The organism is Shimazuella soli, assembly GCF_022511585.1.
Taxonomy (GTDB): domain Bacteria; phylum Bacillota; class Bacilli; order Thermoactinomycetales; family Thermoactinomycetaceae; genus Shimazuella; species Shimazuella soli.
In genome coordinates this window covers 90571-112095 of the sequence record NZ_JAKWBN010000004.1, presented here as the reverse complement: position 1 = coordinate 112095, position 21525 = coordinate 90571, and the positions used below count along the sequence as shown (strand labels likewise).

Here is a 21525-nt window from a genome sequence, read left to right as displayed (position 1 = left end):
AAAGCTTTTCTCCATGAGCCGATTACAACTTAGTACATAGCAGAAGAACGCCCCCTTAATATACTTAATCACTTGAGAGCAAGTGTCAATAGAAAATGACTTGAATTGTTGTATGTACAGGTTCAAGTCATTTCATGAATTTTAGTTTTGATTTTCAAAAGGATCTGTAAAAAAACTTTATTCTTTCTTTATTCTTCCTGCTTTTTTTGCTGCTTCTTTTAATATGACCTCAATTTGAGCATTCACACTTCGCAAATCATCCTGAGCCCATTTTTCCAGTACTTCATATAGTTTTGGATCGATCCGAAGTGGAAATGCTTTTCGTTTACTCATTTACAACACAACCTCAATAAATGCTTCCTGTGTTGATGATAGGCTGTGTTCCTTTTTCAGAAACAATGGCAACCATTAGGTTATTGACCATCTGTGCTTTTTTCTCTTCGTCCAACTCGACAATTTCTTGCTCTTGAAGCTGATCAATCGCTGCTTTTACAAGCCCTACTGCCCCGTCGACTATCACTTTACGAGCAGACAAAACGGCATTTGCTTGCTGTCTTTGCAGCATAGCAGAAGCAATTTCGGAAGAATATGCCAAATGCATAATCCGTGCTTCAATTATATCGACACCTGCAACATCCATTCGCTTTTGTAAATCATGAACAAGAACCTCTGCAATTTCATCACTATTTTGCCTTAGAGTGAGAATGTTTTCTCCTTCCTTTTCGTACGAATCATAGGCATATCTACTTGCAATATGACGAATTCCAGTTTCACTTTGAATTTGAATGAATTTCACATAGTTTTCAACATCAAACAATGCTTTTGCTGAATCATTTACCTTATAAACCACTACTGCGGCAATTTCAATTGGATTTCCTTCTAAGTCATTTACCTTTAATCTTTCACTTGTAAAGTTGGTAACGCGTAATGATACGCTTCGTTTAAAGGTGAAAGGAATCGTTGCCCATAATCCCTGATCACGAATGACACCTAAATACGTTCCGAAGAAAGTTAATACTTTTGCTTGGTTTGGTTGTACAATTGTTAAACTTGTGAAGATAATCAAGCCTAAAATGATTACTAAGATTCCGCTTGCTTTTTCTCCAAATGAAAGAGCATGGTTAGCTAAGTATATTCCGCCAAAAATACATATTAGTGCAAGAAGTAGTGCTGCATAACCATTGATTTTAAAAACTGATTTTTCCTTCATTCTGACCCCTCCATGATATAAGAGTGATATCACTTTTATATCATTATAAAGTGATTGTGAAACAAAGTAAATACATTATCCAATATCCCTGCAAAATAGAGAGGACATGCCATCGAAATCGTTAAACAACCCTTATTTCATCCTTGCTAAGAATTTTCAACCGTTTTGGTTAGTTTTGTTTTTTTCTTTCCATCTTTGTCCTTTCTTAAACGAAGATCAATAGGAATCCCGAACAGTAAAAGCGTATCCACCATGTTTTAGGTTTTTTTTGAGCTGCTTGCTACTCATTTTCCCAAAGGTACCTTTCAAACAGCAACAGTGGATCGCGGAAAAGAATTTGCCTGCTATGAAGCATTTACGGAGTTCTTTCCTAAAGGCACCAACCTAGAAAAGGCTCCGAGGAAGAGCTGGAATTTGCACTCCACTGGATTAATCTTCTCCCAAGAAAATGTCTTGGTTGAAAATCGGCAAGGGAATGATGCAACAAACCCTACTAAAGAGAGACACCCATTTTTCTACTTATAAATTGGCAATGGTTCGATTCGCTTTTTTGCCATTTTCGACACGTACTCAAACAATGAAGATCGAGCTAATGTGTTACGTATCCAAATACCAAACGGCGGACGTTGGAATGTATGCCATCAGCCCCAATAACTAAGTCAAACGAACGAGATGAATTTTTTTCAAAAAAGACGGTTAATCCATCGTTGGATTGCTCTATTTTTGAATAGAATCGTTGAAAATGTATTCGACATTATTTGTCACTTCGTATAATAAATCTACTAGATCTCCACGCATGATCTCTACTTCGCCGCTACTGTTTTTTTGTCTCGATTCATTCATGTCTATACGTCCTATGACTTTGTTGTCTGCATTTACAAAGGACATTCCAATAGTGTCACGTGCCTTCTTTTGAATTATTGGCATAATCCCCATCCGTTTTGCTACCTCGATCGCCTGTTTTCGTATATCAACCCCATTGCCATCCTCTCGCAGCTTTGGAGCTCGCTCGATCACAGTGGGACGAAATCCATAGTGTTCCAACCAGTACGCCAAAGTCAGACCTGCAATACTTGCACCTGAAATCAAAATTCGTTTGTTCATTTGTATACACCTCATAGGTTTTATTATTTTTGTAGAGCATTTTGCATGTCTGCTTCATCGCGAACTTATTAAAAGTCCTATGCACGTCTATTTCGTCCTTTCACCGTTACTTTACAGAATAATTAATCGAGAACTTATGTCTATCTAGGTCACCGTTTTTCAAAGTGCACTTCAGGATATTGTTTTGATGGTCCATCAAGCAGTTTTGCTGGCTTACTCTTTAGATACTTATCAAAAAACGCCAATGTGTAAGAATCAATGATACTGTTTGCACGATCTCCATCGATTGGTCCGGTTAGGCCTGCCAATGACAATAGTGGTGAGTAGTATGTCGTGAAATAAAGAGCCAGGCGTCAGGGACGACACCAACTCAAATCGGCTTGAACAAAGGAGAGTCAGCAAATGCGTTAAAAGAGTGGTAGCCTTTAACCGATTAGGAGAAATACGAGATCGAATCTACGAGGATCAATCCTATCGAGCAAGTGGGATACAACTGGTTGTCACTGCGATTGTTCTATGGAATACCGTTTATATTGCTCAGGCAGTAGAAACCTTACGAGCAAAAGGGATGGATATTCCAGAAGAATACTTGAAGCATCGAACCTCACAGGTGATTATATTTGGAATCTCAAGCAGCGAATTTCTTTTGATATTCTTCGACCTTTGAGAGAGAAAAAAACTTAAATAAACTGGGAGTAATTGTGATCAACCGACTGCTTTTGCTTAACGTACAGGTAGTCGGTTGAATTGTGCCTAAAATATGTCTAAGCGTACAGTGGGGGACCCCTACTATAAAGGAAACGCTAAAATGATATATTCAGAATTTTTTGTTATTGGCAATTAGAACGTACTAGCTACTTTAACTGCCTTTTCAAGGCCATCTGCAATAATTTTTTGAGCTTGCTCTGGGAATTGGTTATGTCCTTCAATCACTACGGTTTCCATATTCGTTGTACATAAGAAGTTCATCATGTTCGTAACGTATTTTACCGCCATTTCCATTTCGGATCTTGGACCTTCTGAATATACACCGCCACTTGCGTTTAATAAGGCAATTTTCTTATCTCCAATCATTCCTACTGCACCTTCTGGCGTGTATTTAAATGTTTTGCCAGCGCGATTTAAATAATCAATATAGGTGTGAAGTACAGCAGGGATTGTTAAGTTCCAAAGAGGGAAAGCAAATACAACCTTATCCGCAGCAAGAAATTGATCTAAATATTTATCAGCAACAGCGACTGCTTTTGCTTCCTTTTCTGTTAAATCTAGTTCTTTGCTAACCTTAAAAGAACCATTAATATAATCTACGCCTACATATGGCAATTCTTCATTGAATAGATCAAGCTCTATCACTTTATCATTTGGATGTGAATCTTTATAGCTTGCTAGAAAAGCTTCATATAATCTCACACTTACTGACTGATCTGCCGGACGATTGTTAGCTTTTACAAATAAAACTGTTGTCATTCTCTGTTCCTCCTTGGGTCTTTTTTAGGTTGCTATATTTTGTTTATTCTTGCAGTGGAACGATATTCACCATACATATACCTCACCTCCCCTTGGGGGCTTAAGATGATAATCGAATTAAATATCATTTATATTTTGAATTGTTATACAAACCGGTCATAATGAGATTCCAAACATGCTCATATTCTTGATCGATAGTTGGGGAAGTCCACTCATTGGCATGTCCAGGGTGGTGAAATCTGATCGTTGCTGTAAAAACAGCAGATGCAGAAGTTGACGCATTCTCTGATTTGAATTCATCCGCTTGGATTCCTTCTTCAATAATTCTCGTAAGCTGAAGTACTAACTCATTCACATGTGCTTGAACAACATCATTCGCTTCTTCTGCAAGCGCTACGTACATCGCAAATAATTCCGGATCTTCCACAGCTTGAGAACGTTTTATTTGAATTAAAGTATCTAACCATCGACGTAATCGCGCTGTTGCACGTTCTGGTAGCGCATGTATTCCTTCAAGTGAATATGAAATGCGTCTTAGCCATCTATGAGCTACTGCTTCTCGAATGGAAACTTTGCTTGGAAAATGGCGATAAAGAGTTCCGTGACTGACGTTAAGAGCTCTTGCCACATCTACGACCGTTGATTTTTCGAGACCAAATCGGCGAAACACCTGTTCAGCCGTATCTAAAATTTGTTCTTTTGTTAAAGGTATTTCGACCATGTTAAAGCACCCCTAGAATTGGCATTTGATTTGCTGCATAACGAGTTCCAATTACGGCTCCTGGCGGTACGGCTACTTCAATGTTTGCAAGTTCAACATCCGTAAATGTAATCTCTAGGGCACTGAGTGCATCATGAAGTTGGGTACGTTTTCGGGCGCCTATGAGCGGAATAATATCATCGCCACGGGATAATACCCATGCAATCGCAAGTTGTGCAACATTAATATTTTTTTCAAGAGCAATAATTCGCAACGATTCAACAAGCGCTAGATTTTTATCCAAGTTCTCACCTTGAAAACGGGGTGAGAATGTACGTGAATCAAGCGAACCTTGACGATCTTTGGACCATTTGCCGCTGAGCAGACCGCGTGAAAGAATTCCGTATGCGGAAAGAGTGATACCCAACTCACGTAAAGTCGGCAATATTTCCATTTCAATGCCCCGACTAAAGAGCGAATATTCAATTTGTAACCAACTGATTGGATGAACGGCGTGAGCACGTCGAACAGTTTCTGCATTTGCTTCAGACAGTCCAATATGCTTCACATAACCAGCTTGGATCAAGTCTGCAATGACTCCAACTGTTTCTTCAATTGGAATCGTTGGATCGACACGCGCAGGTTGGTAGAGATCTACATAATCAACATCTAGACGTTTAAGCGTATATGCTAATGAATTTTTGATAGCCTGCGGCCGATAATCCATGCCAAGCCAAGAACCATCAGGAGACCTTAACATCCCGAATTTAACGGCGATAAAAGCATTGTCACGTCGATGGCCTAGTGCCTCACGCAGGAGTAGCTCGTTATGGCCAACACCATAGAAATCCCCCGTATCAAAGAGGGTAATTTGTTTCTCGAGCGCTTCGTGTATAGCAGCAATACTCTCTTTGCGATCAGTTGCACCGTAAAGATCAGACATCCCCATGCAACCAAGACCTATAGCTGAAACTGTCGCATCGCTATGGCCTATTTTACGTTGATCCATTAACAATTCCTCCAATCTGTTGATGAGGTAATTGTAGCACAATTAATACAAATTACAAGTGACAGACATTGAAATTTGTCACTTGTAATTTGTGCGCTAAGGCCTTTAATGGATCAGTTTGGGGTATGGCAACCAAAAGCGAAATATGGGACCATATGCAAATAACTTCCAAATTAAATAAGGGAGTAGTTCATGACCTCCGAACTACTCCCTAGCTTATCTATGTAACAACTTCTGTTAATTTGACATCCGTTTCAGAGTTTCCAAAGATGTGTTACCTGCCCCCCCTAAAAGGCCTAGAACCAGCATCCGTGTCATAAAGCGCAATTTGACCAAATAATGGAAGAATGACTTGAATCCCTAATCGGGGGTCGTCCGAGATAAGTCCAACAGCAGCACGATAGATAGGAAAAATTGGAAAAAGGGCACAGAGGCCCTTCCCATCAAGCACTTTCCAACTCTAATTTTAATTTCCCTTCAAAAGGTTGAGGTTGTTTTATTCATATCTTTCATCTCTTCCGCTAAAACTAAAATATCGCTTATAACTTCGAACAACATTCCTGATCCTATTTTTAGCATTCTATTCGCTCTTTATTTTGAAAGACCAATTTGTAGCATGATACTTTTTCACAGCAATCAATTGTAACTGAATCTTTCCTGATGTCGGCTCGCCAACAATCCCTATATCCTCTGTAAAAGATTGCGTTTTACCTTGTTTGCTTTTTCCGTTTTCTGACCCATGTGTAAACATTTCTTTTACCTGACCTTTTTCGTCTCGAACAACCCATCCATACGAATCGATGTCTTTTGAACGCTCTCCCTCAATTGTAATCACCGTATTTCCATTCACCTTCTTCATGCTTTTTATCATGATTTTCCCCACACTTGTGCTTTTGGTCACAGGTAATGATTTACTTGAAATAGAAAATGTTTCATTTGCAACTGTAGCGTACGACATACCAGTTAAATGGAAAACGTAGTACTTCGATTTTGGAAATGGAGGATGTTGAATTTCTTTGTTTGTTGTCTCAGCTCCTGAATTGAAATCATCTGTGCCGTAAATCGCTACCTTCTTGTTGTGTTCATCCGTTATATAATATTGTAGGTCTACTACTTTAAAGTCATCAGCATCTTGACTTGGTAATTGCATTAATTTTTCTGATTGATCCACATGATAAAACAACCGACTTAAACTGGGGGATAATACCAATTTATCGAACGTTAATTTTATTTCATGTTTCCAATCCAAAATAGCATCCAACTTTATTTCCTTGGAAGCATTTTTCTCTTTTCTTAAATCAATAGGAAATTGTAAAACCCATTTACCTTTTACTCCTGGTTGGATCACTTTTGTTCCTATTTCATTGGTTATTTCTCCAATATTGGTAAAATGCAAATGGAAAATAAATTGTTTTTCATTTGCTATATTTTTAGGAAGATCAAAAGTAACCACACCTCCAAGCTGCTTGCCTTTTCGATCCCATACAGGACCACCATGCCCACCAAAATGTAATTTTTCTCCATTTAAATTCGTCAAATAAATAGGGTCTCCAGAATCACTCTTCACCAAAGATGGGTCCATGCTTTCACCTTTCTCGTTTACGATATCGTAACTCACAGAGATACGATTGAGATCAGCAACTACTTCTTTCACTCTCACGGTTACTCCTTGATCTGTCACTTGTTTTCCCACTGTTTTACTATGTCCATTTTCAAATGCTTCTTTTAACCCCGGATCACCACTTTCCATAAAAATACTTTTTACATATGCAGCGAATGCTGAGGAAAGACCCATTCCTAATGAGAGAACAATCATGATGGAAGCAGCAGTAGCAATAAGCATCTTTATCCAACTTTTGCGAAAAAAGATGGGAGACTTCATTTTTGTCAGTCTTGAAGCAAGACGATCGTTTAATTCCTTAGGAACAGAAATATCCATATACTTCATCAATTCCTCTTGTTCATGAGCCTGAAGCTCCAATTTCGAGTTATCTTGCTTAGAATCATAGGGTTTCATCCTTTAAACCTCCTGTAACGCTAACTTGGATTTTAGTAATTTCAATGTTTGGTATAATTTCGTTTTTACCGTTCCTTCTGGTATTTCGATTGCTTCTGCTATTTCTTGAAAGGTATAACCAAGAAAAAATTTCATTTGAACAATTACCCGTTCGCTTGGAGATAAACTCTGTAAAGCCAACTTAAGGTCTACTATTTCCTCTGGATTTTGCCCGATAACTGCTTGTACCTCCGTATGAAAACGGGCATTTTTCTTCTTTTTCAGCTGCGTTTTACACTCGTTTATCACGATTCGAATAAACCAAGTAGAAAAAAATTGAGGTTCTCGAAGAGATTTAATTTTTCGGTAAGCTTTCTCCATCGCATCACAAACCGCATCCATGCTGTCATTCTCATTGTAGAGGTAACAGTATGCAATCCGATAAGCTTGATCTTTGGCTGAAAAAACAACCTGCGAAAAACTCTCCCAATCTCCTTTCTGTGCCTTGCGTATAAGTTGCTCCATTTCCATCACTTCACATCCATTTCCACAGAAGTTAAAAATCATCACCAAGAGATAATTGCTTATATGATGCCAGTGAAACTGCTTTAACTTGGAAGATCTACCTATTAGATCGATCAAAACCAAGAAAAGTTTGGGTCAAACAAAATTAATTATGGCAAATTTCAAAATGGATCGAATCATCTCATCTCGATCCAGCAGGATATTTCCAATTGTTGGGCAAATTGGGATTCCGACAGAAAAAAGCGGATTTAGGGTGTTTTTTCCCAACGCCTCGAAAAGGCGGAATATCGAATTTTCATAAATTTAGGTTTTTTGCATATCTCCCAAAATTGTTCATTAGGGATCAGTGGAACAGAAAACCGGAATAGACCTTATCGGATATGAAAGGATCAGGGGATAAAATCATCTTGTACCGCCAACATTTTGTAAAAACTAATGAATGTCCATAAATTGGACATAATATTCCTTCTTTTTATCAAACTATTTTTACCTTCCAATCATCTAATACATGTATCAATAAAAAAACAAAAGAGGGATGTCAGATGAAAAAGTTTTTGTGGATGAAATTAGTAGTTGCTTTCGCTTTTATAGTGGTGTTGACTGGGTGTATCTCATCTGCACAACAAAATGCAGATGCAAGTAGTAAGGATGTTGGTCATCAGAAACTAATCAAACAAGTATTAGATTTAGCTGCAAAAGGAAGAACGATCAGCAGCGAAGAATTTGGAATTGGTTCACAAGAAGCAGATATTGTAAAAAAATGGGGAAAACCAACAAGCTCCAATGATACATTTCTATCTTATGCGGCTAAAAAGCAAACGGAATTTGGTTTACATAAAGGTATCGTAACTTGGGTTAATTCCGCTGATAAAAGACTGAAAGAAGTCACGTATGAAGAAGTAATAAAAACAGCAGGGACTCCTGCTTCTGATGAGAAAAAAGACGGACGGCGTTATGTGATTTACCAAAGCGGGAAATATAAATTAAGTTTCCTATTTGATGGATATAAAACAACAGAAAAGATACTGACTGTTTTTGTACATCCCAATAAATAACTTAGATTCTTTGATTAAAAATTAGCCACCTGAAAGGGTGGTTTTGTTGTGTAAAGGGAGTAACAAAAAGGGTCGGTTTAGTTATTGTGTTGCACGAGTCCTAACCAAACCTTCAAACCCGTAAAATGATTGTCACAAAAATATATAACAATATTGTTTTGTCACTATACTTCCTAAATCTCCTTTTTGGTACAATTGGAACATCGTTTCCATGATCAGGAGGGATTTTTTTGAGTTTCATCAAGTTTGGTTATATGCGAGTTTCCACCATGGATCAACATTTGAATCGGCAAGAGCAACAATTAAGAGAAGTAGGCTGCGAACGTATTTTTTTCGAGAAGGTGACAGGCACAAAGCGGGATCGACCTGAACTAGAACGGCTTTTAGAGTTTCTTCGTTCTGGAGATACCGTCATTGTTACGGATCTCACCCGCCTCTCTCGTTCGACGAAAGATTTGTTAGAAATTGCGGAACTGATTGCAAACAAAGGAGCGAATCTCAAAAGTTTAAAAGAATCTTGGCTAGATACCACCTCGGCTCATGGAAAAATGCTCTTTACTCTCTTCGCTGGAATGGCCCAATTTGAACGTGACTTGATCGCAGAGCGAACCAAAGAAGGAATTATCGCTGCTAGACAAAGAGGGAAGAATCCGGGTAGACCTCCTGTCGATCCAGAAAAAATTAAATACGCTTTATATCTGGTTGATCAAGGATCTACGATCACTGAAGCAGCTGAAAAAGCAGGAATTTCAAGGATGACACTATACCGTAGAGTCAAAGATGAACAAGAGGTTATTCCAGAGTAACAAAGATAACAAATGTAGATAGGCCGTAATTTCTTCTGAGAGGATACATCATGAAAAGACAATGGGAATTAGATGAACTGATCGAGAATTTCACTTTAATAGAGCCTGAGAGACAGTTGGTAGAAAACAAATATTCCAATTCAAGACTTGGCTTTGCTGTTCTGATGAAGTTTTTTCAGCATGAAGCCAGATTTCCAGCTAAATCGAGCGATATTCCAAAAGCAATGATTGATTTTATCGCCAAGCAACTGAAAGTTCCTTCCGAAATGTTTGATCACTATTCTTGGAGTTCCAGAACCTTGACGAATCATCGGAGAGAGATTCGGAAATTATATGGATTTCGTGAAGGGACACTGCAAGATGAGAAAGAGGTCACACATTGGTTGCAGGAGAAAGTTTGGGACTATGCCGAGGAGTTTGAACCTTTAAAAGAAGCTTTCTATGCTGAATATAGGCGTAGAAAAATAGAACCTCCTACCAATGACCGGGTCGAGCGAATGGTCAAATCTGCCCTTTGGAATCGAGAACAGCAATTTTACCAAGATACCTATCAAAAGCTTTCTTCTACTTGCCTCTCACGTATGGATGCCCTGATGGAATCTTGGGTGGACATGGAGAACGAAGAGACAGGGGATGAAAAAGAGGATAAAAACAAAATTACTTTTCGCAAGATTACACTCGGACCAGGTCGAGTAAGCAAAGATACGTTATTTCTGGAGATAAAAAAGTGGAAAACACTACATATGCTGGAGCTTCCAGAGGATCTATTCCACTCCGTCCCACCCAAAATAGTAAATAGGTATCGATTACGTGCTGTTTCCGAAGAAAAAAGAGAGCTGCGTAGACATCAATCACCAGTTCGGTATACACTACTAGTTGCCCTCTTTTGGTCTCGCATCAAGGAGATCACGGACAGTCTCATCGAACTTTTAATCACGCTGATCCATAAGATTGATGCCCGTGCGGAGAAAAAGGTCAATAAAGAACTGATTCTGGAAGTGAAGAAAGTACATAGCAAAAATGACATTCTGATTTCCTTATTAGAAGCGGCTTTACAAAATCCAGATGGAATTATAAAAGATACCCTATTTTCTGTAGTGGACACAGGCACCTTAGAAAGCATCATTACCGAATTGAAATATAAGAAGTCGATTTATCAAGAAAAAGTATATTGGAAAATACGAAGCTCCTATAGTAGTTCATATCGATCAGCAGTGACAGAATTGCTAAAAACCTTGGATTTTCGATCGAATAATCAACATCATCAGCCTCTGATTGAAGCCATTCAGTTGATTCGCAACTATGCAGGTTCTGCTTCCGTTAATTATGCTCTCGATGAGGATGTTCCGACTGGGAAAGATATCATCCCTGTGAAATGGAGAGAGCACGTCATGGATACCGATTCCAAAGGGAATGAGAAAATCAATCGGATGAACTATGAAATTTGTGTACTTCATGCTTTAAAAGATAAATTAAAATGTCGCGAAATTTGGGTAACAGGTGCAGATCGTTACCGAAATCCAGACCATCACCTTCCCTCTGACTTTGCGAAACGACGGGAAGAACATTATGCTGTATTAAAACTTCCTTTGAACGTAGAAGAAAAGATCACCGAATTACAAGAGGAGATGCATGAGAAGCTCACCATGCTCGATCAAGGACTTCCTAAAAACGAAAAGGTATCCATTTCGGAATACAGGGGTGGGTGGATCTCCGTTGCAGATAGTGACGTACAACCTGAACCCAAGCGATTAGCTTATCTCAAACAGGAGATTGCCAATCGTTGGTGGATGACCAATCTGACGGATATTTTGAAAGAAGCGGATTTACGGGTCGGTTTTACGGATCTCTTTCAAACGTTAGCTACTTATGAGCGGTTGGATCGAAAAACCATTCAAAAACGGTTACTTCTTTGTCTTTTCGGATTAGGAACAAACACAGGCTTGAAACGGGTTTCCTCTGGCAATCCAGATGTGACCTATAAAGACTTGCTATACATCAAACGAAAATATATCTACAAAGATAACGTAAAGGCAGCGAATGAACACCTAGTAAATGCCATTTTAGCGGATCGACGAGAAGAGATTTGGGGGAGAGGAACAACCTCTTGTGCATCCGATTCTACAAGAGTGGCAGCATATGATCAAAATCTAAGAACCCAATGGAACCCACGTCAACGGGGACCAGGAATCTCTGTCTATTGGCATGTGGAGGAAAAGTCCATGTGCATTCATTCGTCTGTTAATACACCCAATTCTTCTGAAGTCGCCGCAATGCTTCATGGATTGCTGAATCACAATACCAACAAAGAAGTCGATCGAAACTTTGTCGATACTCATGGGCAGAGTGAAGTGGGTTTTGCTTTTTGCTATCTGCTTGGTTTTAAACTCATGCCACGACTAAAAAACATTCATTCCCAGAAACTGTACCGGCCTAAGACTGGAGTCCCTTATCCTCATTTACAACCCGTTCTTGTACAAAAACCCATTGACTGGGATTTAATTCGCAGACAGTATGATGAAATGGTGAAATATGCAACTGCCTTACGATTAAACGTAGCAGACACAGAGGCCATCTTAAAGCAATTTTCGAAAAACAGCTCTCATCCTACCTATAAAGCCTTACAGGAGTTAGGGAAAGCGATAAAAACCATCTTTTTATGTGAATACCTCCATGTGGAAGAAGTGCGAATCGAAGTCCATGCTGGACTAAATGTCGTGGAAAACTGGCATTCCGGTGGTGACTTTATCTTTTATGGAAAAGGGGGAGAAATCCAAAAAAATCAACCTCAGGAACAGGAAATTGCCATCCTCAGCCTTCATTTACTGCAAAATTGCTTGGTCTATATCAATACGCTCAAAATCCAACATGTCCTGCAAGAAAAAGAATGGCTGGATCAGATGGCTGCAGAAGACTATCGAGCCCTTACTCCTCTTATTTATAACCATATCAATCCGTACGGTGAATTTCGCATGGATCTGGATCAACGAATGGCTCTATAAAGGGTATGCATCCACATTCAATTGACAGGACATTTTGGTAATTAATTGCATTTTGAAATTCAATAAAAGGAGTCCAGTCGCACACGCACACATCATGTGCGAAAACGCGACTGGTTGAACTTCCTATCCTTTCCGGAACCTGCTGATTCCACTTTTCGCCACCTTTGGAGCGGCCTTTCGCCACCCATCTTGGGAGAACGCGAAGATCCTACTGATATCTTGTGACGGGAGTTCTTGCATCCCAATCTTTTCGTGAAACCTCAACGATTGGTCGTTTTTACGATTCACGAAGGCCCAAACTTGCTCCAGCCCACCGTTTGGGAGAAGCTGCCCGAAAAGTTGATCGAGGACAGTGACTAGCACCAACTGAATCACGCCCTTTTTTCGGTAGTCCTCCATCAAGAGGTAGCCTACGTCCGAGATCTTAGTGGATCGAGGCTCCAGATAGATGATTCCCGCAACTTTGTCCTCTACCAAGATGGTATATAGGATTACATCGTCGCTTGGCCGCACTAGCTTCTCTACCGTTTCAACACCAAACCATTGGAGCGGTTTGGTGGAGTCCGTTTCCAGTTGCCGCAGATCCTCGATGTGGTCCTGCTGGTACTGGATGACCTTGATAGGACAGGTAGGGTGCTCCATGGAAGTGGGAAGGGAATCTCGCAGGCTACGCATTTCTTCTCCTAAAGTGAACACGGACAGGGAATTCATATTTAGTTTATATCAAACGCTATAGAAATGGTTTGAAAAATATAATAACAAACTACTTATGATAATCATTAACTCCATGAGAAAATCTCTTTAAGCCGTTGCTGGTTCTAGGTCCGGCGGTTGGATGAATCGCGCTGTATCTTACTGCGCAACTCACCCAATCGCCGGACCATTTCTTGCTATACACAAAGTATGGGTCGGTTCCATTTCCATTATTTGGTCAAATTGCGCTTTATGACACGGATGCTGGTTCTAGGCCTAAAAGGAAACACACACTAAAGAGGTTTAGGGAGCAGTGGAACAAAAAACCGGAATAAGCGTTACTGGCAGTAAAAAAGGAACAGTGATAGGTAAAATCACTGTTCTAATCATGAATCAGACTACGTAGTTTCCCATTCGCAACCTCATCAGGCAAAGTAAAAGAGTATCTGCCCACGATATTAATATGTTCATGACCGAGAGGAGAGAGGCGTTGGACGTCTGGCTCTTCGATCTGTTCACCCATTTCGGAAATAAGAGTCAATGCTGCCTCCATGTAGCGAGTGTTCCAAACGACAATCGCATTTATCACCAATCCCAGGGCTCCCACTTGATCCTCTTGTCCTTCTCGATATTTTTGATAAAGTACACCCCGTTTCCCATAACAAACCGCACGTGCCAAGCCGTTACGAGTCTCTCCACGGTTTAACTGCGTAAGGATTCGTCTCTGATATCCCTCGTCATCAAAAAATGTATCTGATAGGCTATAACGGCAAGGCATCGCCTACTTCCGCAAAAAAGACACGACCAACCAACCCTGATCCGATTGTCTAAATGTAGAAAAGACCTATACCTAATAAGATATGGAAGAATTTATCTGACGGATTAGAATACCAACCGTCTTACTACCCCTAGAACAGTGATTTACCTATCGTTGTTCCTCTTTTATTGCCAGTAACGCTTATTCCGGTTTTCTGTTCCACTGCTCCCTAAACCCCAAAAATCACTCCCTCCACCATTTTGAATAAGCTAGGAACCTATAGCAAGAAAAATAAATTATATCAAGCATTCCGTGAATTAGGACGAGTCATCGTACCATACCATGTTCTTGCTAAAGTACATAGCAAATGAAGAATTGAGAAGTACGATACAAGTAGCTACGAATAAAAGCGAATCATTTAATAGTTTTATAAAATGGTTGTTTTTTGGTGGAGAAGGAACGATTGCTGAAAATAATCGAGAAAATCAAAGAAAAGTCATTAAGTTTAATCACTTAGTAGCTAATTGTCTCATCTTTTACAACGTATTTGCATTAACACGAATTTTACATGAATATCATCAAGAAGGTAACGAATTAAATGAGGAACTATTAAGTGAGATAAGCCCATACATTACAGCTCATGTGAATCGTTTTGGCAAGTATGGACTTGATCGTGATCGACAACCACCTGATTTACAATTTGACATGCCAATTTATCAAGTGGCTAATTAACGCAAAGGTATTAAGACGCAGTATTCTCTTAATACCCTTTTGAATTGGGGAATATTTGCATATGGCCCCATATTTCGCTTTTGATTGCCATACCCCTATCCCCTTTACTTGGGCAATAATAAGCGATTAATGCAAACAACCGACTATTTACCTTAACGTGTAGGTAGTCGGTTTAATTGTGTCTAAAATATGTCTTAACGTGTATTTTTTTCTTTGGGTACGGTGACCCCGAATGGCTGAGGATTCATTGGAGCTCTTTTTAATTTGGTTTTGGAATTAGATGACGTAGTCTATTTATTTCTTGGAAGAACTATTTAAATCGAGAAGTAAATTTTTGCAGATGGTTCATCTTATAAGATCAAAAAAAGATTGATTTGCTTCTGCACTTACTTTTTCTTCATCTATTGTGGTTAACTCTCTATTTCTCATCAATGCTTTACCATCTACAAATACATCTACGATGTCACTGCGAGAAGACGCATATACAATATGAGATACAATGTCATGAGCAGGTTGCATATGGGTACCAGTTATATCTATCGTGATAAAATCTGCTTTTTTTCCTTTACTTAAGGTTCCGGTAATTTCATCTAAAAATAACGCTTCAGCTCCATATGCTGTCCCCATTAGTAGAGCTGTTTTGGCTGGGACAGCAAGTGGGTTTTGGTTGACACCTTTATGGATAAGGGCTGCCAATTGGATTTCTTCCAATAAATCTAAATTGTTGTTGCTAGCTGAACTATCCGTTCCAAGTGAAGGTCGTATACCTGCGTCTATCATCTTTGTAATAGGTGCGATACCACTTCCTAATTTTAGATTACTTCCTGGATTATGAGAAACCTTGACATTTTTGGAAGCAAGTAAATCAATTTCTCCTTCAGTAAGATGGACTGCATGTGCAACCAATGAAGGCAGATCGAAAAAGCCAAGGGAATCCAAATGCTCCACTGGCCTTTTTCCATATTCTTCAACATTTTGAGCTACTTCCCTTGCTGTTTCGGACATATGAGTATGGATAGGTACACCAATTTCTAATGCCTTTTCAATAAATCGAGCGATATAGTCTGGTGTGCATGTGTAGGGAGAATGAGGAGACATCATGGTACTAATTCGTCCTTCTGCTGCCCCATTCCAATTTTTTGCAAAGTTTGTAGCTTCGATTAATTTGTTTTTTCGTAAGGCATCATCACCAAACCCAATACAACCCCGACAAAGCGATGCCCGAATTCCTGTTTTCTCTACCAATTCTGCTACTGCATCCATATGATCGTACATGTCTAAAAAGCAAGTGGTGCCAGAACGGATCATTTCCGCAATAGACAATGCGGTACCAGCAGTGACTTGTTCCCGTTTGTATTTCGCTTCTAGGGGCCACATTTTTTCTTCTAGCCATTCTTGTAATGGTAAGTCATCAGCATAGCCGCGTAGTAAACTCATTGCAGTATGACCATGAGTATTTATGAATCCAGGAAGTATAACTTTGTTACTCATATCCACTGTATGATCAACGGCCATGTCCATTGGAAATGATTCCCCTTCATATACCCCTAAAATCATATTATTTTCAATAACAAGCGTTCCCAAAAAAGGAGAGAAATCAGTTTCCATTGTCAGTATTATTGCATTTGTATAAGCTGTTCTCATGTTACCTCCATTATTTCAAAAGAATGGTGACATTCTCGTTTATTCGATAATAATTTTTGAATCCACGCATTACATATTCTTGGTCATTTAGTTCATAACCTGCAGCAGATCGATTCTTTAATTTTGGCAATACTAGTTCTCCTGCTTTCATGTTTTGGTGTTGTTTAATAATATGAATTCGTTTTTCTTGAATATTAGCATTCAGGCGATATTCATTATACAAGTACTGATAATTAAGTGCAGCAAAAAAAATAAGGAATATCATCAGCTGTTTCTTTATTCCCGAACTATGTATAGCTTGAAAAAGTAAAATAATACTCCCCATTGCTAGAGGTATTGCTGGAAAAGCGACTCTCCCGCCTGTAAGACTTGGGGTAAATACAGTAGCTATGTTTATTAAAATAAATCCTAACGGGAATATCAAATATATATAATCTCGCATTTGTACAGTTACATAAATAGACATTGCAACAAGCATACAAATTAGAACGATACCATAAAAACTCAAATAAGCTTTATGCAAAAACCACTGATCAAATGGATTAGCTTGTCCAAAAAATGGTACAGACAATAGAAGCGGAAGTGACACAATAGGCGTTCCTAGTAACCAATACCATTTTTTTGAAATTTGGTATCCGATTATGGCAAGCGAGGCAATTACTAGAATAGTAAAAATGGCTTGCTGATGAATAAAAAAATCGATCATCGCTGGAAAGGTCTGTTTTAATTTTACAATAGTAGATGACTGATTGTAAGATGCTAATGCTTTTGATGCACCACGTGCTTTTACACCAGGAGATAAGTATAATCCAAGAAAGCCAATCAAACTGGTGAAAAAAAACGCTACATATAATAATTTGATTTTCCTGTATACTATATACTCTTTGCAAATCCAACAAACTATTAATCCTAAAGTTAGCAAGGACACTTGTTCTTGGGACCAACCTAATAGAAAAGCAAGACAAAAAAATAAAATAATCACTGCTTTATGCTTAATAGGTTTGTGGATATCGATACGACGGAAAAAAATAGCTAATAGCATCAATCCCAACATGGGATAAACATAATTAAATGATCCTACAGCATAAAACAAAGTTTGTCTTGCGATATAAATATGAACCAAAAAAAACAAGGACACCAAGGTCCACGCAACCATCTCATCTCCTTTTTTGGGAAAACGAACAAAAACAGCATAAAAAATAGCATAGGCCAAAATAGTAAGAAGAAATGGATTTACCCATCTCCAAAATTCAATACCATGAACAAGCAAATAAATGGTAAAAATATTAATAAAAAAACGACCATTTACATGGGTATAGTCATATAACTGATTTTCAATGACTTGTGTAAATGAAAACGTACTGCCTTTAAAATGAGGAAACAAACTAAAGTAAGTCGCATATCGATAATCATCCCCATACATGTAAATAAAACGGCTGATCATAAACATACATAGGAAAAGGAAAAGGAATGGAACATGCGGAAGAATCCGCTGGTAGTTATTTTTCATTTATTCTCTCCTATCAATAATACTGGCCTTGAGAATTAATTTATCACATAAAGTAAAGAGTAATCAAAATCTAATAAATATCTTCATAGATATTTATTCATTAAATCCAGCAATGGTGAAAGATTGTATTTTGATCCATTATAGAGAGATGAAAATAAATCACCTTTTTCCTGTATGCGATCTGCAATATTCATCAGAGTAAAATCGTTTGGTACAATATCTGTTTCTAATTCATCCCATTCAAGTGGTGTAGATACAGTAGCCTCTTCTTTAGATCTTGGAGAATAGGGGGCAATTAGTGTTTTTCCTCTCCAATGTTGTAAGTAATCGAAATATACTTTTGTTCCCCTGTCTTTTACTAGTCGTTCGATTGTAATTAAGTTTGGATATTTCTCCGATAAATAACGAGCCATGAATGTACTAACTTTGCGAGTCTCTTCAAATGTATGAATCGGTTCTAATGGGATATAAATTTGCAAACCACTTGCTCCTGAAGTTTTCACTACTCCATCTAAACCCATTTCCATCATTAATGTTCTTGTATGTAATGCAACTTCTTTTACCTGTTCAAAAGGTGATCCTGTTGGATCAAGGTCAAAAACTAATTCAGTCGGCACATTCATATCAGTATATAGATGAAAAGAGGTATGAAACTCTAAACAAGCAAGATTGGCTAACCAAATTAATGTTGGTACATTTTGTAACATTATATACTGCGTGTTTTCTGCTTTTGAAGTAGCAACAAAATCAGGCTTAGATGCAGGAACATTTTTTTGATAAAAAGATTCTCCAAACACTCCATCTGGAAAACGAATGGTGGTCAATAAACGATTATAACAGTATTTTAATAAATAAGGACTTAAGATACCTAGATATTGGACATAGTCCCACTTTGTTATACTTGGAAAAAGTTCTTTATCTGGGTTAGAGATCTTTACTTCTTCATCCTGTATACGAACATACATATCGCCTAATTACCTGCTTTCCATGAGCAAATAGATATTTATCACATACACTGCTGTATATACTTGAATCGAGGAGGAGTTAATATGTTCAACAAAACAATCGATTATGATGCTTTATGGGACGAAATAGAAAATGAACTGGATACAGATGTAGCAATCGATGAGTATCAAGATCCTAACAATATTTATCCATCTCAATTTTATCCTGGTTACCAACCTGTTGGTTATGATCCTAGATTCTTTATGTTTTTTCCACATCGTCGTCGTTTCTTCTTATGACATACAGCACCTTATTAAGGTGCTGTTTATTTAGGCATTTGAAAGTTTTCAATTACAGGATTGCGTAATGTCTTATCTGGTGTCCACTCTAAAAACCGAATTTTAGTTTGTATATTTGGTGTAAACCATCTAATCTCTTCTTCACGAAATAAGGGAATATTGGTAACTGGATCAGGAATAGCTAGTGAACTGCTATATACAGTTAAAATTCGTTTTTCTTCTGAGCTCAAACCCGAAGATACTCTCCCTATATATTTCCAATTTCCTTCTACTTTTATTCCTAATAATAAGGAATACACACTTCCTGATTTAAAAGTTACTCCGAGGATGGATGCATTTATATATTGAAAGTGTTTCACTTTTCTCCAAGTTAGATGTTTTTCTCCTATGTGGTACTTACCTTCTCTTTCCTTTATCACGATACCTTCTAATCCAAGCTCTTTTGTAAACTCAAATAAGGTTTTCCCATCTTCTGTTGTAGGACATATTTGTATCTTCTCGGATTCGTCTAATATATTTTGTAAAATGGAAAGACGTTGATATAAAGGTTTGTCTACTAACCAATGATCATTTCGAAGAACATCAAAAACCACATAGTTGACTGGTATTTTTGAAATAGATCGTTCAATCTTACTTTCTGTTTTTATTCGATCTCTTTTTGCTACGAGAAAAAAGTTAGGTTTTCCATTTTGTAAAGCTATTATTTCTCCATCTAAATATACTGTTTGTTTAGCAAACCTGTTTGCAAGTATGGATGTGATTTCAGGGTAGATTGCAGTACGGATATTGCCATGTCTCGTGTGTAAATTCACTTTCCCGTTTTCAATTTTTGTTAAGATTCGTATTCCATCCCATTTTACTTGATAAAGGTACTTTGATTCTAACAGGAGTTCTCTGGATAAAATTGGTTCCATTGGTTTTATAAGTAGAGTCATTTCTTAATTCCTTCCTATACACTCTTCTTTAAAAATCGTAAACGTATCCACCCTACCCCCATTACTAATATAGGTAAAAGCATAAAAATAAGAATTAATAGCCCCATCAGATGCGTGACTGTAGTAAGGTAAGTTGCTACATTTGGAGTAAACCATAAAGAAATAGGTATTAGTAACATTCCGAAAGGAATAGAAACAACAGATCTATCTTTTAGATGAAATATTTGTTTTACACTTGATGTAATAACATGCATTAAAATCGATAATTTAAAGAAAATGGATATAAACCATATTCCGGCCATAATGACTTCAACTCGTTGAAATACACCTGCAAAATCAATTTTCTTTGCCAATGCATAAGCTGGGTATGTTGTCCATATAGCTGCTTTAGGTCCGAGAATTAGAATAGAAAACAGTACAGTAATCAAGATGATTATTCCACCAAAGATTGCACCTGACAAAAAATAGCGTTTTATTTTTTTATGCTGCTCTTTGCTCTTATTGATATAAGGTATAATCATAAAAAAAACAAACAACTCACCAAATACAACGATCATATATCGTATACTCGATTCCCATACAGGATAAATCCCATTTTCCAGTATAGGTTTTATATTATTTACTTCTATTAATGGTAACAAACCAATAGTAAACAGCCCAAATAAAATTAAAAATAAAGGTAATAGAGATTCAGCTGCCCTTGCTAAAACCTCGATTCCTAAAATATTTCCAAACACTACTAAAGCGATAAACATATACTCAATCGGAACAATTGGAGTATAAACCAATATTCTGCTACTGATAAAATGGCCGATATTCATTAAAACTACAGAAGATAAAATAACCAAAAAAACAACAAAACAGAAAGAAACGATGGAACCAATCCATTTTCCCAAAACCAATTGTAGTATTTCTACTAACGTTTTTTCCAAAAAGTGTTTCCCTAAAGTAGTATATATCCAGATAAGCACTGTTCCCATCAGCAATCCTAAAATCGCTGATATCCAACCATCTTGATATGCAGTGAGTGTTGCTAAACGAGGACCAACAATAATAGAGGTACCAATCGTAAAAAGAAATACCAAAATAAAAAACTGTCTTATCCCAATTTGCTGCTGATTAAGCATGAGATCCCC

At 37.9% G+C, this 21525-nt stretch carries 19 protein-coding genes and 4 pseudogenes; 8 read left to right on the top strand and 15 right to left on the bottom strand.

Translation table 11 applies throughout. The annotated features are described in order from the left end of the window. Positions 1 to 177: 177 nt before the first annotated feature. Both MK805_RS11290 and MK805_RS11285 read right to left on the bottom strand, forming a co-directional pair. Positions 178 to 333 carry a type II toxin-antitoxin system antitoxin gene (locus MK805_RS11290; RefSeq protein WP_240875993.1) on the bottom strand — a complete coding sequence of 52 codons (156 nt, stop codon included), beginning with the start codon at positions 331 to 333 and terminating at the stop codon, positions 178 to 180. Between the two features lie 13 nt (positions 334 to 346). Then, a complete protein-coding gene (locus MK805_RS11285) occupies positions 347 to 1210 on the bottom strand; it encodes an SPFH domain-containing protein (RefSeq protein WP_240875992.1) in 864 nt (287 codons plus the stop codon). Positions 1211 to 1477: 267 nt separating this feature from the next. Between MK805_RS11285 and MK805_RS11280 the strand changes: the two are divergent. Together MK805_RS11280 and MK805_RS11275 are read left to right on the top strand one after the other, a co-directional pair. Further along, positions 1478 to 1671, top strand: a pseudogene (locus MK805_RS11280) (IS30 family transposase); the annotation flags it as partial. A gap of 14 nt (positions 1672 to 1685) precedes the next feature. Further along, complete coding sequence (locus MK805_RS11275) at positions 1686 to 1868, top strand: hypothetical protein (protein ID WP_240875991.1); 183 nt, start codon at positions 1686 to 1688, stop codon at positions 1866 to 1868. 59 nt (positions 1869 to 1927) lie between these two features. Here the strand turns inward: MK805_RS11275 and MK805_RS11270 are convergent, their stop codons facing one another. Then, the gene (locus MK805_RS11270; protein ID WP_240875990.1) at positions 1928 to 2314 is read right to left on the bottom strand and encodes an FAD-dependent monooxygenase; all 387 of its coding nucleotides are present in this window, start codon (positions 2312 to 2314) and stop codon (positions 1928 to 1930) included. Between the two features lie 377 nt (positions 2315 to 2691). Here MK805_RS11270 and MK805_RS11265 point away from each other — a divergent pair. Continuing rightward, positions 2692 to 2998 (top strand): annotated as a pseudogene (locus MK805_RS11265) (Tn3 family transposase); the annotation flags it as partial. A 156-nt stretch (positions 2999 to 3154) separates the two neighbouring features. Here the strand turns inward: MK805_RS11265 and MK805_RS11260 are convergent. The 5 genes from MK805_RS11260 to MK805_RS11240 all read right to left on the bottom strand — a co-directional run bounded on the left by MK805_RS11260 (position 3155) and on the right by MK805_RS11240 (position 8017). Next, on the bottom strand, positions 3155 to 3781 hold the full coding sequence (locus MK805_RS11260; RefSeq protein ID WP_240875989.1) for an FMN-dependent NADH-azoreductase: 627 nt from the start codon (positions 3779 to 3781) through the stop codon (positions 3155 to 3157). A 124-nt stretch (positions 3782 to 3905) separates the two neighbouring features. Then, positions 3906 to 4502, bottom strand: coding sequence for a TetR/AcrR family transcriptional regulator (locus tag MK805_RS11255; RefSeq protein WP_240875988.1), 597 nt, complete (start codon positions 4500 to 4502; stop codon positions 3906 to 3908). Between the two features lies 1 nt (position 4503). Further along, positions 4504 to 5490 carry an aldo/keto reductase gene (locus MK805_RS11250; RefSeq protein WP_240875987.1) on the bottom strand — a complete coding sequence of 329 codons (987 nt, stop codon included), beginning with the start codon at positions 5488 to 5490 and terminating at the stop codon, positions 4504 to 4506. A gap of 580 nt (positions 5491 to 6070) precedes the next feature. Beyond that, entirely contained in the window at positions 6071 to 7507 is a 1437-nt protein-coding gene (locus MK805_RS11245) for a DUF4179 domain-containing protein (RefSeq protein ID WP_240875986.1), read from the bottom strand. A gap of 3 nt (positions 7508 to 7510) precedes the next feature. Beyond that, entirely contained in the window at positions 7511 to 8017 is a 507-nt protein-coding gene (locus MK805_RS11240) for a sigma-70 family RNA polymerase sigma factor (protein WP_240875985.1), read from the bottom strand. Positions 8018 to 8553: 536 nt separating this feature from the next. On the opposite strand from MK805_RS11240, the gene MK805_RS11235 reads away from it, so the two are divergent. The 3 genes from MK805_RS11235 to MK805_RS11225 all read left to right on the top strand — a co-directional run bounded on the left by MK805_RS11235 (position 8554) and on the right by MK805_RS11225 (position 12874). Continuing rightward, complete coding sequence (locus MK805_RS11235; RefSeq protein WP_240875984.1) at positions 8554 to 9066, top strand: DUF4309 domain-containing protein; 513 nt, start codon at positions 8554 to 8556, stop codon at positions 9064 to 9066. Between the two features lie 239 nt (positions 9067 to 9305). After that, positions 9306 to 9872, top strand: a complete 567-nt coding sequence (locus tag MK805_RS11230) for a recombinase family protein (RefSeq protein ID WP_240876112.1) — start codon at positions 9306 to 9308, stop codon at positions 9870 to 9872. Between the two features lie 50 nt (positions 9873 to 9922). Beyond that, complete coding sequence (locus MK805_RS11225) at positions 9923 to 12874, top strand: Tn3 family transposase (protein WP_240875983.1); 2952 nt, start codon at positions 9923 to 9925, stop codon at positions 12872 to 12874. Between the two features lie 123 nt (positions 12875 to 12997). Here the strand turns inward: MK805_RS11225 and MK805_RS11220 are convergent, their stop codons facing one another. Both MK805_RS11220 and MK805_RS11215 read right to left on the bottom strand, forming a co-directional pair. Next, positions 12998 to 13387: a GNAT family N-acetyltransferase gene (locus MK805_RS11220; protein ID WP_338057499.1), complete on the bottom strand. Its 390-nt coding sequence runs from the start codon at positions 13385 to 13387 to the stop codon at positions 12998 to 13000. Positions 13388 to 13949: 562 nt separating this feature from the next. Then, positions 13950 to 14315: pseudogene (locus MK805_RS11215) on the bottom strand (Tn3 family transposase); the annotation flags it as partial. 248 nt (positions 14316 to 14563) lie between these two features. Between MK805_RS11215 and MK805_RS11205 the strand changes: the two are divergent. Continuing rightward, a pseudogene (locus MK805_RS11205) lies at positions 14564 to 15056 on the top strand (Tn3 family transposase); the annotation flags it as partial. Positions 15057 to 15401: 345 nt separating this feature from the next. Here MK805_RS11205 and MK805_RS11200 read toward each other — a convergent pair. The 3 genes from MK805_RS11200 to ligD form a co-directional block, all read right to left on the bottom strand. After that, complete coding sequence (locus tag MK805_RS11200) at positions 15402 to 16700, bottom strand: amidohydrolase (RefSeq protein WP_240875980.1); 1299 nt, start codon at positions 16698 to 16700, stop codon at positions 15402 to 15404. A gap of 10 nt (positions 16701 to 16710) precedes the next feature. Beyond that, positions 16711 to 18210, bottom strand: a complete 1500-nt coding sequence (locus MK805_RS11195; protein ID WP_240875979.1) for a DUF6056 family protein — start codon at positions 18208 to 18210, stop codon at positions 16711 to 16713. 83 nt (positions 18211 to 18293) lie between these two features. Continuing rightward, complete coding sequence (gene ligD, locus MK805_RS11190) at positions 18294 to 19175, bottom strand: non-homologous end-joining DNA ligase (protein ID WP_240875978.1); 882 nt, start codon at positions 19173 to 19175, stop codon at positions 18294 to 18296. 84 nt (positions 19176 to 19259) lie between these two features. On the opposite strand from ligD, the gene MK805_RS11185 reads away from it, so the two are divergent. Next, on the top strand, positions 19260 to 19454 hold the full coding sequence (locus tag MK805_RS11185; RefSeq protein ID WP_240875977.1) for a hypothetical protein: 195 nt from the start codon (positions 19260 to 19262) through the stop codon (positions 19452 to 19454). A gap of 26 nt (positions 19455 to 19480) precedes the next feature. On the opposite strand, the gene MK805_RS11180 is transcribed toward MK805_RS11185, so the two are convergent. Together MK805_RS11180 and MK805_RS11175 are read right to left on the bottom strand one after the other, a co-directional pair. After that, positions 19481 to 20389 (bottom strand): ATP-dependent DNA ligase, encoded by a 909-nt coding sequence (locus tag MK805_RS11180; protein WP_240875976.1) that lies wholly within the window; start codon positions 20387 to 20389, stop codon positions 19481 to 19483. Between the two features lie 14 nt (positions 20390 to 20403). Continuing rightward, positions 20404 to 21516, bottom strand: a complete 1113-nt coding sequence (locus MK805_RS11175; RefSeq protein WP_240875975.1) for a GerAB/ArcD/ProY family transporter — start codon at positions 21514 to 21516, stop codon at positions 20404 to 20406. Positions 21517 to 21525: the final 9 nt, after the last annotated feature.